15 protein-coding genes are annotated in these 15,013 nt (G+C 50.7%); 9 read left to right on the top strand and 6 right to left on the bottom strand.

Translation table 11 applies throughout. The annotated features are described in order from the left end of the window. Positions 1–53: 53 nt before the first annotated feature. The gene (epmB, locus tag ACY2RQ_RS11415) at positions 54–1,112 is read right to left on the bottom strand and encodes an EF-P beta-lysylation protein EpmB (RefSeq protein ID WP_490113103.1); all 1,059 of its coding nucleotides are present in this window, start codon (positions 1,110–1,112) and stop codon (positions 54–56) included. 32 nt (positions 1,113–1,144) lie between these two features. On the opposite strand from epmB, the gene efp reads away from it, so the two are divergent. The 6 genes from efp to ACY2RQ_RS11385 all read left to right on the top strand — a co-directional run bounded on the left by efp (position 1,145) and on the right by ACY2RQ_RS11385 (position 6,871). Continuing rightward, a complete protein-coding gene (gene efp / locus ACY2RQ_RS11410; protein ID WP_490113102.1) occupies positions 1,145–1,714 on the top strand; it encodes an elongation factor P in 570 nt (189 codons plus the stop codon). 84 nt (positions 1,715–1,798) lie between these two features. After that, the gene (gene epmA, locus ACY2RQ_RS11405) at positions 1,799–2,788 is read left to right on the top strand and encodes an EF-P lysine aminoacylase EpmA (protein ID WP_490113101.1); all 990 of its coding nucleotides are present in this window, start codon (positions 1,799–1,801) and stop codon (positions 2,786–2,788) included. A gap of 174 nt (positions 2,789–2,962) precedes the next feature. Continuing rightward, positions 2,963–3,577 carry a guanylate kinase gene (gmk, locus tag ACY2RQ_RS11400; protein WP_490113100.1) on the top strand — a complete coding sequence of 205 codons (615 nt, stop codon included), beginning with the start codon at positions 2,963–2,965 and terminating at the stop codon, positions 3,575–3,577. A gap of 352 nt (positions 3,578–3,929) precedes the next feature. Continuing rightward, positions 3,930–4,181, top strand: a complete 252-nt coding sequence (rpoZ, locus tag ACY2RQ_RS11395) for a DNA-directed RNA polymerase subunit omega (RefSeq protein WP_490113099.1) — start codon at positions 3,930–3,932, stop codon at positions 4,179–4,181. Positions 4,182–4,260: 79 nt separating this feature from the next. Further along, complete coding sequence (gene spoT / locus ACY2RQ_RS11390; RefSeq protein ID WP_490113098.1) at positions 4,261–6,381, top strand: bifunctional GTP diphosphokinase/guanosine-3',5'-bis pyrophosphate 3'-pyrophosphohydrolase; 2,121 nt, start codon at positions 4,261–4,263, stop codon at positions 6,379–6,381. 100 nt (positions 6,382–6,481) lie between these two features. Beyond that, the gene (locus ACY2RQ_RS11385; protein ID WP_490113097.1) at positions 6,482–6,871 is read left to right on the top strand and encodes a RidA family protein; all 390 of its coding nucleotides are present in this window, start codon (positions 6,482–6,484) and stop codon (positions 6,869–6,871) included. 36 nt (positions 6,872–6,907) lie between these two features. On the opposite strand, the gene ACY2RQ_RS11380 is transcribed toward ACY2RQ_RS11385, so the two are convergent. The 4 genes from ACY2RQ_RS11380 to ACY2RQ_RS11365 all read right to left on the bottom strand — a co-directional run bounded on the left by ACY2RQ_RS11380 (position 6,908) and on the right by ACY2RQ_RS11365 (position 10,046). After that, positions 6,908–7,591, bottom strand: a complete 684-nt coding sequence (locus tag ACY2RQ_RS11380) for an ABC transporter permease (protein WP_490113096.1) — start codon at positions 7,589–7,591, stop codon at positions 6,908–6,910. Between the two features lie 3 nt (positions 7,592–7,594). Continuing rightward, entirely contained in the window at positions 7,595–8,323 is a 729-nt protein-coding gene (locus ACY2RQ_RS11375) for an ABC transporter permease (protein WP_490113095.1), read from the bottom strand. A 91-nt stretch (positions 8,324–8,414) separates the two neighbouring features. After that, complete coding sequence (locus tag ACY2RQ_RS11370) at positions 8,415–9,164, bottom strand: transporter substrate-binding domain-containing protein (protein ID WP_490113094.1); 750 nt, start codon at positions 9,162–9,164, stop codon at positions 8,415–8,417. Positions 9,165–9,272: 108 nt separating this feature from the next. Further along, entirely contained in the window at positions 9,273–10,046 is a 774-nt protein-coding gene (locus ACY2RQ_RS11365) for an ABC transporter ATP-binding protein (protein ID WP_490113093.1), read from the bottom strand. Positions 10,047–10,246: 200 nt separating this feature from the next. Between ACY2RQ_RS11365 and ACY2RQ_RS11360 the strand changes: the two genes are divergently transcribed. Then, positions 10,247–10,735 (top strand): cupin domain-containing protein, encoded by a 489-nt coding sequence (locus ACY2RQ_RS11360; RefSeq protein WP_490113092.1) that lies wholly within the window; start codon positions 10,247–10,249, stop codon positions 10,733–10,735. Between the two features lie 32 nt (positions 10,736–10,767). Here the strand turns inward: ACY2RQ_RS11360 and ACY2RQ_RS11355 are convergent, their stop codons facing one another. Then, positions 10,768–11,664, bottom strand: a complete 897-nt coding sequence (locus ACY2RQ_RS11355; RefSeq protein ID WP_490113091.1) for an SDR family oxidoreductase — start codon at positions 11,662–11,664, stop codon at positions 10,768–10,770. An 81-nt stretch (positions 11,665–11,745) separates the two neighbouring features. Between ACY2RQ_RS11355 and ACY2RQ_RS11350 the strand changes: the two genes are divergently transcribed. Next, positions 11,746–12,675, top strand: coding sequence for a hydrogen peroxide-inducible genes activator (locus ACY2RQ_RS11350; RefSeq protein WP_490113090.1), 930 nt, complete (start codon positions 11,746–11,748; stop codon positions 12,673–12,675). A gap of 9 nt (positions 12,676–12,684) precedes the next feature. Continuing rightward, positions 12,685–14,772, top strand: a complete 2,088-nt coding sequence (recG, locus tag ACY2RQ_RS11345) for an ATP-dependent DNA helicase RecG (RefSeq protein ID WP_490113089.1) — start codon at positions 12,685–12,687, stop codon at positions 14,770–14,772. The last annotated feature ends 241 nt before the right edge of the window (positions 14,773–15,013 follow it).

Genomic DNA, 15,013 nt, shown 5'->3' with positions numbered 1-15,013 from the left:
TCATGATAAATAAAAAACGAGAAATTTGTCACGCTTTTGGGACTGGGTTTCTATCAGGCTTCAACATTATATACGGGAGATATTGTTGTTTTAGATGGCATACCTGCCTCTTCTCTGGCGAGTTTTGGGACAAGATAGCCTGAACATCTGCGACTCATCTCACCAAGAATCTCTTTGGCCCTTTGCTCTTCGACTTCAAAGTGCGCTGCTCCCTGAACCCTGTCGAGCAAATGAAGGTAGTAAGGCATAACGCCACAGTTAAACAGCTTCTCACTCAACTCCTGAAGTGTTGCGGGGTCGTCGTTTACCCCTTTCAGCAGAGTGCTTTGGTTTAACAGTTGTACGCCATGGCTGCGCAGGGTATTCATGGCATCCTGCAGCTCAGGGCTGATTTCCTGAGGATGGTTACAGTGGATAACCAGAACAGGTTTCAGCCTTGTTCCTGTCAGCCACTGAACCATTTTTTCAGTAATACGTTGTGGAATAGCAACAGGAAGCCTGGAGTGAATGCGCAGCCTCTGAATATGGGGAATAGCCGCCAGCTCTTCAGTAATCCAGGCCAGGCGACGGTCATTCTGGGCCAGAGGGTCACCACCGCTTAGAATGACTTCTCTCAGAGAGGTGTCCTGGCGTATGTAATTCAGGGCTGTTTGCCACTCGGTTTTACTCAGGCTGTTGTCTTCATAGGGGAAATGTCTGCGAAAACAGAACCGACAGTTGATGCCACAAAGAGAACCGGGCATCAGCAGCAGGCGACCATGGTACTTGTGCAGGATACCACGGTGACTGTTGCTGGACTGTTCTTCCAGAGGGTCTGCAGAAAAACCGGGAACTATCTCCATTTCTGCGCCCACAGGTAAAACCTGACGAAGCAGGGGATCACTCGGGTCGCCGGGTTTAATCCGTGCTATATAAGTGTGTGGAACCCGTATCTGGAATTGGTTGTGACCGGCGGTTGCCCCGGACAGTAGCTCAGGGCTGAGCCCCAGGGTTTTCAGAAGTTCAGTAGGGCTGGTAATCGCCTGACTGAGTATTTCCTGCCATGGCTGTGTTTCTTTCTGCAGTAAGTCAATGGAATCACTCTGCACAGCGAGGGCTGAACGGGTTATCATACGGGCCTTTTACACATTCCTGGTGAATACGGATGGCTAGTTACGCGACCAATGAGTTTCGCTCCGGACTTAAGGTAATGCTGGAAGGCGACCCTTGCGTCATTCTTGAAAATGAATTCGTCAAGCCCGGCAAAGGTCAGGCCTTTAACCGGGTTCGCTTGCGTAACCTGATGTCTAACCGGGTTTGGGAGCGCACGTTCAAGTCCGGCGAATCTCTGGAAGCTGCCGATGTCATGGATTATGACATGGAATATCTCTACACCGATGGAGAGTTCTACCACTTCATGATGACCGACGGCTCTTTTGAGCAGCACGGTGCCAGCGTTGCTGCTGTTGGTGACACTGTGAACTGGCTCAAGGAGCAGGAAGTATACACGGTAACTCTGTACAACGGTGCTCCCCTGTCTGTCACCGCTCCCAACTTTGTTCTGCTGGAAGTTGTGCAGACAGATCCGGGCCTGAAAGGTGACACAGCCACAGGTGGTTCCAAGCCGGCTACCCTGAGCACAGGGGCTGTCGTTAAGGTTCCCCTGTTTATTACCGAGGGTGAAACCCTCAAAATTGATACCCGTACCGGTGAGTACGTGGGTCGTCAGAAGTAATCAGGCTTTTTGCCTGTAAGAAAGCCCGGTTTTGCCGGGCTTTCTCGTTTTGAGCGGTTTTTTTGAATCAGAGATGCAGAGACTATGACAGAGGCTACCTGGAAGCCTTCCGCTCCCCTTAAGAACCTCAAACAACGTGCCAGCCTGCTACGGGGCATTAGAGACTATTTCTACCAGCAGAACGTGATGGAAGTAGAAACGCCCATGCTTTCCCATCATGCGACGGTTGACCCCCATATTGACAGTTTCCAGACGGATTTCTGCCCGTTGGGCACAAATCAAAGGGAGACGCTGTATCTGCACACTTCTCCAGAATTCCCCATGAAACGGCTTCTCGCAGCCGGCAGTGGAGATATTTATTTCTTGGGCCGTGTGTTCCGCAACGGTGAAGCCGGAGGTCGCCACAACCCGGAATTTACCATGCTGGAGTGGTACCGACTGGGAATAGACCATCATCAACTAATGGATAATGTGACCGGCGTTATTAATTCCATTACCAATTTCCGTGAGGCTGGACGTTTCAGCTACCGGGAGTTGTTCAGGAAATATCTTGATATTGATCCCCACAATGCTCCTGATGAGACACTAATGGCCTTGGTGCACCAGCATATTGACCAGTCCCTGACAGAGATCACCCGTAATGACTGTCTTGACCTGCTATTCAGCCAGATGGTGGAGCCTCATCTTGGCAGAGAGACAGATGCCGGACTTGAAGGGGTCTATGTATATGATTATCCGGCCAGTATGTCCGCGCTTTCCCGTATTCAGATGAATGAACAGGGGCAGGATGTAGCTGCCCGGTTTGAACTGTTTGTGAACGGTGTTGAACTGGCCAACGGTTACCATGAGCTGGCCGATGGCGATGAGCAGCAGACCCGCTTTGAAAGTGACCAGGCAGAACGACAGGCAACAGGTAAATCCGTGCTTCCCTACGATAAAAATATGGTGAATGGGCTAAAACAGGGGTTCCCCCATTGTGCCGGGGTAGCCATGGGTATTGACCGCTTACATATGTTGATAGCGGATACCCGTGAAATCAGTGATGTAGTGCCCTTTGCCTTTTCGCGTGCATAATTTGTGAAATTTCTGCCTGACTTAACATACCAGATTCCGGATTCGGCATGACGGCAACGCCTGATAACACTTATAATTATCTCATCCAAAAACGGTATGAATTTCACTGCTCTGTTCTAAGAGTCTGTGTATTTGAACATCTGCAACCAACCCCGAAATAAAGATCAGAGAATTATGAGCAAAGGCACTCTTTATATTATCGCCGCTCCCTCCGGTGCCGGAAAAACCAGCCTGGTGAGTGAGCTGGTAAAAACCACCCGCCATATTACTGTATCTGTGTCCCACACCACCCGCCCACAACGATCAGGAGAGGTAGACGGTCAGCACTACCGCTTTGTTTCTGTCGATACCTTCCAGCACATGATCGGCAAAGGCACCTTCCTTGAGCATGCAGAAGTTTTCGGGAATTTCTACGGCACGTCCCAGACCTGGGTTCAGGAGCAGCTGGATCAGGGGGTAGATGTTATCCTGGAGATCGACTGGCAGGGCGGCCAGCAGGTGCGCAGGCTAATGTCCGATGCAATCGGCATTTTCATTCTTCCACCGTCCCAGAAAGAGCTGTACCAGCGCCTTACCGGCAGGGACCAGGATGATGAAAATGTGATTGCTCACCGCATGGCCAAAGCCGTGAGTGAGATGTCCCACTATAACGAGTTTGATTACCTGATTATCAACGACGATTTCGACGAAGCCCTGTTTGACCTGAAAGCCGTTATCCGCAGCCAGCGTCTCGGACTTGAATTCCAGAAAGAATATCGTAAAGACCTGCTCTGTGATTTACTGAAATAAATAAGAGTGACGAAACCCCGTGAAACAGCGCCCGGGGGTTCAATTCTATTCTCCTGACCTCTCATTTAAAGAACATCTTAAATGTAAGCACCCACAAACAAAACCATGATTATCTCCTCCAAACCATGAAAAGACTGCCTTCGGCCTTGTCACAATCGCCATTCATTAAGTAAACTGCAAGTTTGCGGATTGCTGTCGGTTTTGAATGGTTATGGTTGTTGATAGCAGGCGTTAATAAGAGACTGGCCCTGCGATCCGAAAATTCAAGACACCCCTGATAGCCCCTGGCCTGAGATGTGGAATTCTTCCCATCTTGATTCATCAGGATCTTAAACATAGAGTGGAGCACCCTGTGGCGCGAGTAACCGTTGAAGATTGCCTGGACAACGTAGACAACCGTTTTGAATTGGTTATGGCCGCTAGCAAGCGGGCCCGCCAACTGACTATTGGCGGAAAAGACCCCAAGGTAGAATGGGAAAATGACAAGGCGACCGTTGTTGCCCTGCGCGAAATTGCAGACGGTCTGATTGACCCGAAACAGATTGAAAGGGAAGATCAGGAAGATGAAGATGCCGGCATGCTCCTGGCAGGCCTGGAAGGCTGACCTCTCAGGACATTCCATGACGCAATACCCGCTTTATCATTTTCAGGATGCAGTAACCCCCTGACAGAAGGAGCGGGTGTTGTCGGACATCAAGGACCTGGCCTACAGGCTGAAAGCCTACCTGAAACCTGAACAGATTGATCAGGTTCGAAGAGCTTATTATTACGCAGAACAGGCCCATGATGGTCAAAAGCGCCGTTCCGGCGAACCTTACATCATCCACCCCCTTGCTGTAGCCGGTATTCTCGCTGATATGCACATGGACCATCAGAGCCTGATGGCCGCCATGCTGCACGATGTCATTGAAGATACCAGCATCAGCAAAAGCTCAATTCAAAAGCAGTTCGGCGAAACAGTGGCCGAAATTGTGGACGGTGTCAGCAAGCTAACCCATGTTGAGTACGAAGACAAAACCCTGGCCCAGGCCGATAACTTCCAGAAAATGGCCCTGGCCATGGCCCGGGATATTCGGGTAATCCTGGTAAAACTCGCTGACCGGCTCCATAACATGCGTACCCTCGGTGTGCTGCGCCCGGCCAAACGACGACGAATCGCCAAAGAAACCCTCGATATCTACACTCCCCTTGCCCAGCGCCTGGGCATGCACCAGATCAGAATTGAACTGGAAGACCTCTGCTTCAGCGCCATGCACCCCATGCGTGCCAATCTGCTGACCAAAGCAGTGCGCAAAGCCCGGGGCAATCGCAGGGGGGTTGTCAGCGGTGTCGTCGAAAGTATTAATACCCGCCTTGAAAATGAAAATCTCAAAGGGCGGGTTATGGGCAGGGAGAAACACCTGTTCAGTATCTACAGTAAAATGAAGGAACAGCGAAAACCCTTCGCCGATATTATGGATGTATTCGGCGTACGGATTATCGTCGACAGCGTCGATAGCTGTTACCGCACCCTTGGCCAGGTGCACAATCTGTTTAAACCCATTCCCGGCCGCTTTAAAGATTATATTGCCATTCCCAAAGCCAACGGTTACCAGTCCCTGCACACCACACTGTTTGGTCTGCACGGTATTCCCGTAGAAGTGCAGATTCGCACCCAGGAAATGGAAGATATGGCCAACAACGGCATTGCCGCTCACTGGCTGTATAAATCCGGGGACGAAGCCCTGCTTGGCAGCCAGAGCCGTACCCACTCCTGGCTGCAGAATCTTCTTGAGCTACAGCAGACCGCCGGTAACTCCCTGGAATTTATCGAGAACGTTAAAATTGACCTGTTCCCCGATGAGGTTTACGTTTTCACGCCCCAGGGAGACATTATGGAGCTGCCACGGGGAGCAACACCTGTCGACTTTGCCTATGCGGTTCATACCGATGTTGGCAATACCTGCGTAGCCTGTCGTATCGACAGAAAGCTCGCGTCCCTCAGCCAGTCCCTGAACAGCGGCGAAACCGTTGAAATTATTACTGCGCCGGGGGCACGGCCTAACGCAGCCTGGTTGAACTATGTAAACACCAGTAAAGCCCGTTCCAATATTCGCCACTACCTGAAAAACCAGCGCCAGGTGGAGTCTATTGCCCTGGGCCGCCGGTTGTTGAATAAGGTGCTTATCAGCCTTGGCAGCAGCCTCGACAAGATTTCCCAGTCCAGCCTTGACGCTGTTCTGGCTTACACAGACTCCCCCAAGCTCGACAATCTTCTGGAAGATATCGGCCTCGGCAACCATATGGCCTACGTCATTGCCCGACGCCTGCTGGATATCCAGCTGATGGAGCCGGACCAGCTCGATACCTCAAGTCCTGAAAAACCCCTGACCATCAAGGGCACAGAGGGCATGATCATCAGCTTTGCCCGCTGCTGTCATCCGATTCCCGGAGACCCGGTGGTCGGCCACGTCAGCTCAGGGCGCGGCCTGGTTATCCACACAGAAACCTGCAGCAATATCTCTGAAATCCGCCACAGCCCGGAGAAAATCCTGGAAGTGGATTGGGACAAGAATGTTCAGGGTGAATTCCTGGTGGAACTCAATGTTGCTATTGAGCAGCAGAAGGGCATGATCGCTTCTCTGGCCACGGCTATCACTGCGGCAGAAGCCAGTATTGAAAAGATTGGCGTGGAAGAGCGTGGAACCCGGTTCAGCCTGGCTCAGGTACTGATATCTGTCCGTGACCGTTTCCACCTGTCACAGGTGATTAAGCGACTGCGGGCTATTCGAGGCGTTCACAGCATTAACCGCAACAAAGTTTAACAGTGGCAGTCCAATAATGGCGGCAGTCCTGCTCTGGACTGCCTCCCGCCTAACTGCCATGCTGACCACCTTCACCCTCAGACAAACCGGATGTTCTCCAATGAGCAATAAGCAGATTATTCACACAGAAAACGCTCCTGCGGCCATCGGTACATATTCCCAGGCCGTAAAGGTTGGCACCACTGTTTACATCTCTGGCCAGATCCCCCTGATTCCCGCCACCATGGAAATTGCAGAAGGTGATTTCAAAGCCAAAGCCCGTCAGTGTTTTGAAAACCTGAAAGCTATCGCAGAAGCCGCTGGCGGCAGCCTGCAGGACGCGGTGAAAATTAACATCTCCATGACTGACCTGAGCAACTTCCCTCTGGTCAATGAAGTGATGGCTGAATACATCCAGGAACCCTATCCTGCCCGAGCCGCTGTCGGCGTGAAAGAACTGCCCAAGAGTGTTCCCGTAGAAGTTGAAGCGATTCTTGATTTTACCGCTTAATAGCTTTCAAGTTATTAAACAGAGCATGGCTGGTTTTTACGCCAGCCTGTAGCTGTTGGAGTATTTATCCAGCACCTTAAAGAACAACATAAACATCCAGCTGATCACCAGGTACATCACACCCGCCGCCAGATAGATTTCTTCCGGAGTATAAGTACGGGCGATAATTGTGCGTGCCATGCCGGTCAAATCCAGCAGAGTGATGGTGCTCGCCAAGGCACTGCCCTTCAGCATAAGAATCACTTCATTCCCGTAGGCCGGCAGCATAATGCCAAACGCTCTTGGCAGAAGAATCCTGCGGTACATGGTGAATTTACTCATTCCCATCACCTTGCAGGCTTCCACTTCTCCTTTGGGAATGGTCTGTAATGCGCCACGGAGAATCTCCGCAATATAAGCCGTAGTATGAAGTCCCAGGGTAATAATCGCACACCAGTATGGCTCCCGGAGAAACGGCCAGAGCACACTGTCTTTAATCCACTGGAACTGGGATAACCCGTAATAGATCAGGAATATCTGAATCAGCAGGGGCGTTCCCCGGAAAAAGAAAATATAGGCCCGGGGAAACAGGTTAAATCGACGTTTGTCGGAAATACGCGCCAGTGCCATGGGCACAGCCAGAATAATACCGATCACTCCGGAAAGAACCACCAGCTGCAGCGAGACCCAGGCTCCCTCAAGCAGGCGCGGATAATATTGTGCAAGAACAGACCAATCCATTATTTACCCCTGTGCCAGTCTGGTTGAGCCAGATGTCACCGGCTGTTCATGTTTGCGGGAGCGGGCCTCGAAATATCTCAGAATCACTGTGGCAATAACCGTTAATGCCAGATACATAAACGCGCCGGTCAGATACCAGGTAAAAGGCTCCCGTGTCGCGCCAACGGCCATGGCAGTTTTTCGGGTTAATTCCTCAAGGCCGATAACGGAAATCAGCGCCGTATCTTTCATAAGCACAAGAACCAGATTGCCCAATCCCGGAAGGGCAATACGCCAGACCTGCGGCAAAAGAATACGGAAAAAGATTCTTGTTCTACCCATACCCAAAGCTTCGGCCGCTTCTCTCTGCCCCTTGGGAATAGCAAGAAAAGCGCCCCGGAAAACTTCTGTGGCATAACCGCCAAAGGTCAGGCCCAGGGCAATAACACCGGCAATAAACGGGCTTAATTCAATATATTCGTCATAACCAAACTGGGAGGCTATCGCCATCAACAGGCGTGTTGAGCCAAAGTAAATCAGGAAAACAATAAGAAGCTCGGGAATGCCACGAATAATACCAACGTAAGCATCACCAATCAGGCGTACAGGAAGTACTTTGGATAACCGGGAAGAAGCCCCCAGCAGACCAAGACATATACCCAAAACGGTAGAGGCCAAAGTAATTTCAACAGTGACCAGCGCCCCCGCCAGCAATTGAGTCATAAAGCCATTCAGCAGGCCTTCAAATAACAAAACAGTTCACCCCATCACAATACAGCTGTGTTTGTTTTTTTAGTCAGCGCCGGTCAGCAAAAGGCCGGCACTGTTTAATCAGAGGACTCTGTCAGTAAATCGGGAAGGGGAAATACTTGCTGCTGATTTTATCGAAGGTGCCATCCTCACGCATATCCTTCAGAGCCTTGTTCAGACGCTCTTTCAGGGGATCATTCTTGCGCACAGCAATACCAATTCTGTCGTCTTTAGCGAAGGCTCCGCCCTTGTACTCAAAACCATGGCCAGCTTTGCTCTTGAGCCAGTCCCAGGTGGGCAGCTCGTCAGAAACCGCGCCATCCAGACGGCCAGATACCAGATCCAGGTAAACCGCTTCCTGATTGTCGTACAATTTAATGCTGATTACGTCGGCCAGATTATCTTCCAGATACTGGCTGCCAAGGCTGGCACGCAGAGCACCGATGGATTTTCCTTTCAGGCCTTCTCTGGTTGTGTCCAGAGTCTGGTTTTTGGAACCCATAAACCGCAAGCCGCCGGAGTAGTAATAATCGGTGAAATCAACCTGCTTCTGGCGGTCGGGAGTAATGGACATACTCGCCACAATAGCATCGAACTTCTTTACCTTCAGGGAGGGAATCAGACCATCCCACTCATAGGCCTTAATCTCACATTCCATCTCCAGCCTGGCGCACAGGGCTTTGGCCACATCAATATCCAGGCCAACCAGCTCGCCGGATTCGTTGGTATAGCTGAACGGTACCCAGGTGCCGTCTGTCGCGATACGCAGTTTGTCTGCCGCCATAGTCAGCGCACTGGCCGCGAGGCCCGCAACCAAAACACCGGTTTTAATCCACTTATTCATTTTATTTAGTCCTGCTCTTGTTTATGTAAATGACTTATCGTTTTGGTTATTGTCTACAGCTACATAAAAGCCACATATAAAAACTGCATATAAAACTGCGCAAACAAATTACATAACAGATGCCAGAAACTCCCGGCAGCGACTTGATTCCGCTGAGCCGAACACATCTTCCGGTTTTCCTTCTTCTTCAACCTTTCCCTGATGGAGGAACACAACCCTGTCGGACACTTCCCGGGCAAACGACATCTCATGGGTCACAACTACCATCGTTCGTCCATCCGCGGCCAGACTTTTCATAACACCGAGAACTTCCCCCACCAGTTCCGGGTCCAGAGCAGATGTCGGTTCATCAAACAACATAACCTGGGGTTCCATTGCCAAAGCCCGGGCAATAGCGACACGCTGCTGTTGTCCTCCAGACAGTTGGCCTGGGTAATAGTGACTGCGATCCGCCAGCCCCACTTTCTCCAGCAGGGCTTCAGTCATATCCAGCACCTCTCTGCGGTTCCGTCCCAGAACATGAACGGGACCTTCCAGGATATTGTCTATCACGCTCATATGGGGCCAGAGATTGAAGTTCTGGAAAACAAAACCGAGGCGGGAACGGATATTGGCCAGCTGTTTAGGGTCTGCCGCTTCCAGAGAGCCATCAACACGGGGCTTCAGACGAAGTTCTTCGCCATTAACAGCAATACGCCCCTGACAGGGGCTTTCAAGAAGGTTGGTGCAGCGAAGGAGTGTACTTTTCCCTGAGCCGCTGGAACCTATAATGGAAATCACATCTCCATCATGGGCAGTTAAAGAAACCCCCTTGAGAACTTCAAGGTTCCCATAACGCTTATGAATATCCGTTAATTCCAGTGCAACAGGTGCCTTCGACATTACTACTCCGGCGACAGTTTTTATTCTAACGTCGTAACTTACCCTGCCCGAAGCTTTGCTTCCAGTCATACACGACCCAAAAAAGAGCATTTTCAAACAAACCAAGCACTTTTTACAGTGTAAAGAACTAAAAAAAACCAGGAAACAGCGACCATCAACCATACACAGCAAAAATCACCACAAATCAGAGTTTTCACACAATGCAGCTATCAAAACAGGAAATTATCCAGAAACTTCAACTCACTCACCACATAGAAGGTGGTTATTTTCGCCGAACATTCTCTTCAGACCATCGTTCTCCCATTCCCACGGAGCATGGCGAACGGTTCACAATGACCAGCATCTTTTACCTGCTCACAGATGATTCCTCCACCGGCCACTGGAACCTGAACCGCTCGGATATTATTCACTACTTCCACGGTGGCTCACCTGTTCACTATCACCTTATCAATCAACAGGGAGAAGTCAGCAAAGTCACATTGGGGTTTGATTTGATAGCCGGCCACCAGCTGCAACTGGTTGTTCCAGGAGGAAACTGGAAAGCCTGTCATCTACCGGAGGGAGAATATGGACTTATCAGCGAAGCGGTTTCCCCCGGTTTCGATTACCAGGATCTGAGCCTGGGAAAGGAAGAAAAACTGCTTTCCCAATTTCCTCAGCATCGGGAATTGATTCAGCAGTTTTTATAAAACCCATACAGCCCGGATCAGAACCACGATAATCAATATTTCCTTTGAGAGTCGTCCGCCATCAAAGACTTGTAACCATCCTGGTAACCGGGAAAACGAAGCCTGTACCCGGATTCAATCACCCGCTGGTTCCGGCAACGCTTGCTGCCACGGGCAACGGTGGCAATTTCACTGGCGGGTTTTACTCCCAGCTGTTCTGCCAGCCAGCCGGTGACTTCAGACAGCGGAGCCGGATCAGAATCAACACCCAGATAGAGAGGATGAACACACTCTTCGGCCCGGTCTTTTTCAATCAGGTGAGCCAGTAAGCCAGCGCAATCTTCCGAGTGAATTCTGTTACCAAAAATCACCGGAGTTTCACTGTAAACCTCGCCAGACTGCACCTTCCTGAGCATAAAATTACGGCCCGGGCCGTAAATGCCTCCAAATCGCACAACCGTTGCCGGCCAATCGGAATCAAGTATCAGGTTTTCGGCCTCCAGCATGATCTGCCCGTTGAAAGATGCTGGATGGGCCGGAGACAATTCATCTATCCATTCACCATCTTTCTGGTGATAAACCGCCGTGCTTGAAGTAAAAAACAATCTTCGAGGCGGAGTATTTAAACTTTTCACCCGTTCCAGAACATTTTTTAATCCCTGCAGATATGTTTTTCGGTAACCTTCTTCGCCACTTCTGCCGGCAGCCGCCGAATAAACGACATAATCAATATGCTCGGGCCATTCCACCAGCATATCCGGGTTTGCCAGATCACCGGCAATTGAAGTGATGCCCTCTGGCAGTTTTGAAGTGTCCCTGCGCACTCCATAAACCTGATGACCCAGTGACAAAAGCTTTAATCCCAGCCGGCAGCCAACATCACCACAACCGGCAATCAATGTAACCGGTGCGGAACGGGACTTGCTCATATCTGCGTCTGAAAAATCCATAACTGTCTCGGTTTATACCTTTTTTCGTTTATTATTCACTGGTCAGTTAATAGAAATAACCAATTAAAGTATCATGGCCCAATGACACTGACAGAACTCAAGTACATCGTCGCACTTGCCCAGGAGTGCCATTTTGGCAGAGCCGCCGAACGCTGTTTTGTCAGCCAGCCGACTTTGAGCGTAGGTGTAAAAAAGCTTGAAGACGAACTTGGCAGCGCTATTTTTGAACGCAGTAAATCTGCGGTCAGGGTCACGCCACTTGGCAATAAGATAGTCAAACAGGCCCAGAAAGTTCTGGAAGAAGCCTCCGGCATTAAAACCATTGCCACAGAAGGTAAAGACCAGCTCTCCAGCCCTCTGCGTATCGGCACAATTTACACCATTGGCCCTTATCTTCTGCCCCATATGATACCCCAGCTGCGCAAACTGGCTCCGGAGATGCCGCTATATGTGGAAGAGAACTTTACCCATATTCTGCGTCAGCGACTGCGTATGGGTGAACTTGATGCCATTATTATCGCCCTGCCCTTTACCGAAGCGGATGTTGTTACCAAGCCTCTGTACGACGAAGCCTTCACCGTACTGATGCCCGGTAACCACCCCTGGACCAGCCGCAAAGATATTCCTGTGGACGAACTGGCATCCACCGATCTTCTTCTGCTTGGTGAAGGTCACTGTTTCCGGGACCAGATTCTGGAAGCCTGCCCCGCACTTACCAGCAAAGACAAAAACCAGACAAAGAAAACCACCATTGAAGCCACATCCCTGGAAACTATGCGCCATATGGTCGCGTCCGGAATGGGTATTACGGTGCTTCCGCTTTCCGCCACTGGTGGCGGCAACCATTACGCCAAAAATGTACTGACTACCCGCCCGTTTTCTGATCCAGTTCCAGGTCGAACCGTAGCTCTTGCCTGGCGGGCAAGCTTCCCCCGTCCCAAAGCCATAGATGCCCTGGAACAGGCCATCAGCCTGTGTCCGGTGGTTCCACCTTCCTCTTCTTCCAGGTAGCCGTTTGTTATGACGAACAAGCCTCTGCATCAGGTTCCGGTTACAACCCTTAAAGGTGTTGGAGCCGCCCTTGCGGAGAAGCTTGTCAAAATAGGAATTAAATCCCTTCAGGATCTGCTGTTCCATTTACCCCTGCGCTACCAGGACAGAACACGCATTACCCCCATCGGCAGTCTCCAGTTCGGTATGGATGCTGTGATTGAAGGCGAGGTTATCGGTGTGGATGTGGCCATGGGCCGTAGACGCAGTCTGGTGTGCAAACTCAGGGACGGAACCGGTTTAATTACCCTGCGATTCTTTCATTTCAGCGCCGCCCAGAAGAACGGTCTGAAAAAAGGCTCAACAGTTCGCTGCTTTGGTGAACCTCGCCGGGGAGCCCACGGGCTGGAGCTTTACCATCCTGAATACAAAGTTCTGAACAATGACAAATCCTCTGCTATTGAAGAGACACTGACGCCTATCTATCCCGCTACAGAGGGCCTGACCCAGTTAAGAATCCGCGGCCTCTGCCAGCAGACACTGCGCTTTCTGGATAACCCGGCTGCTCTGCAGGAATGGTTACCGGCTTCAATCTGCCGCTCTTACAATCTTTGGGGTTTAACTGATGCCGTGCGCTTTCTCCACCACCCGCCACCTGATGCGGATATCCTGGAAATTATGGAAGGACAGCATCCAGCCCAGAAGCGTCTGGCATTTGAAGAACTTCTGGCTCACCACCTGAGCCTTCAGCAGATTCGCCAGCGGGTTCGCCAGCAGGCTGGTATCAGTCTGCCCGGCACCGGCCGGCTTGTGGATAAGTTTCTTGTTAACCTGCCATTTACGCCCACCGGAGCACAGCAGCGGGTTGCCGATGAGATTAAAAAAGACCTTGCTTCCCAGGCACCGATGCTTCGACTTGTGCAGGGAGATGTTGGTTCAGGCAAAACCATTGTTGCCGCCCTCACGGCTTTGCAGGCTGTGGAAAGCAAATCCCAAGCGGCTTTGATGGCTCCCACAGAGATTCTGGCGGAGCAGCATTACAACAATTTTCACAGCTGGCTTAAGCCTCTGGGAATAACTGTTGCCTGGCTGACGGGAAAAACCAAAGGAAAAAAAAGAGAGCAGCAGCTGGAATTGATTCGCTCCGGCGAAGCGGAAGTTATTGTGGGCACCCATGCTCTGTTTCAGGATGATGTGGAGTTCCGCCATCTAGCCTTGGCGATTATTGATGAACAACACAGGTTTGGTGTTCACCAGAGGCTGGCCCTGCGGGAAAAGGGCCGAAATTTCGGTGCCATGCCCCACCAGCTGATTATGACAGCTACCCCTATTCCCAGAACCCTGGCCATGAGTGCTTATGCTGACCTGGATTTATCAGTTATCGATGAACTGCCTCCGGGCCGAACGCCAGTCAATACCATTGCAATAGGCGACGACAGGCGCCCGCAAGTTATTGAGCGGGTTAATGCTGCCTGTAAAGAAGGCCGACAGGCTTACTGGGTCTGTACCCTGATTGAAGAGTCAGAAGCTTTGCAGTGCCAGGCCGCGGAAGTGACCGCCACAGAGCTTCAGGAAGCCCTGCCGGATTTATCCATTGGCCTTATCCATGGACGTATGAAGCCTGTTGAGAAAGCAGAAGTTATGAATGCTTTTAAGGAAGGTCATCTGCATCTTCTGGTCGCGACAACGGTTATTGAAGTGGGGGTTGATGTTCCCAACTCCAGCCTGATGATTATTGAAAATCCGGAACGTCTTGGCCTTGCCCAACTGCACCAACTCAGGGGCCGTGTTGGTCGGGGCGGCATTGAGAGTCACTGTGTGCTGATGTATCACCCTCCCCTGTCCCAGCAAAGCAAAGAACGCCTGCAGGTTATGCGGGACTCCAGCGATGGCTTTGTTATCGCTGAAAAAGATCTGGAGCTACGAGGCCCCGGCGAAGTTCTGGGTACACGGCAGACCGGTTTAGTGCAGTTCCGAGTCGCCGACCTAGAACGGGATAAAACCCTGCTGGATAATATTAAAGGCGCTGCGGAACAGTTAATGCGTGATGCTCCGACCCATGTTCAGCCACTTATTGATCGCTGGCTGCCCCATGGGGATAAGTTTGCCGATGCCTGATCTCCTGCCTTTTTCAAGAGCCACAAAATCAATACTGTCGTATATTTGATCTGCTCCATGGTAAAACTGGACGACACATTACATAAATCTCATATCTGACCTCTGTCGTTATTTATTGCGACAGCAGGATATTTTGTACAAGACAATTTCAAATTCTCTGCTATTTATAGCTATCAGCTATTCTCCCAAGAGGCTGTCAGTAATGAGAAACTTTCAATCATGCGTCATTATCAGTCTTGTC

The organism is Parendozoicomonas sp. 209JJ7-1 (assembly GCF_058147085.1).
Note: the sequence above shows the minus strand (reverse complement) of the source record. Positions and strands in the feature narration are given on the sequence as shown.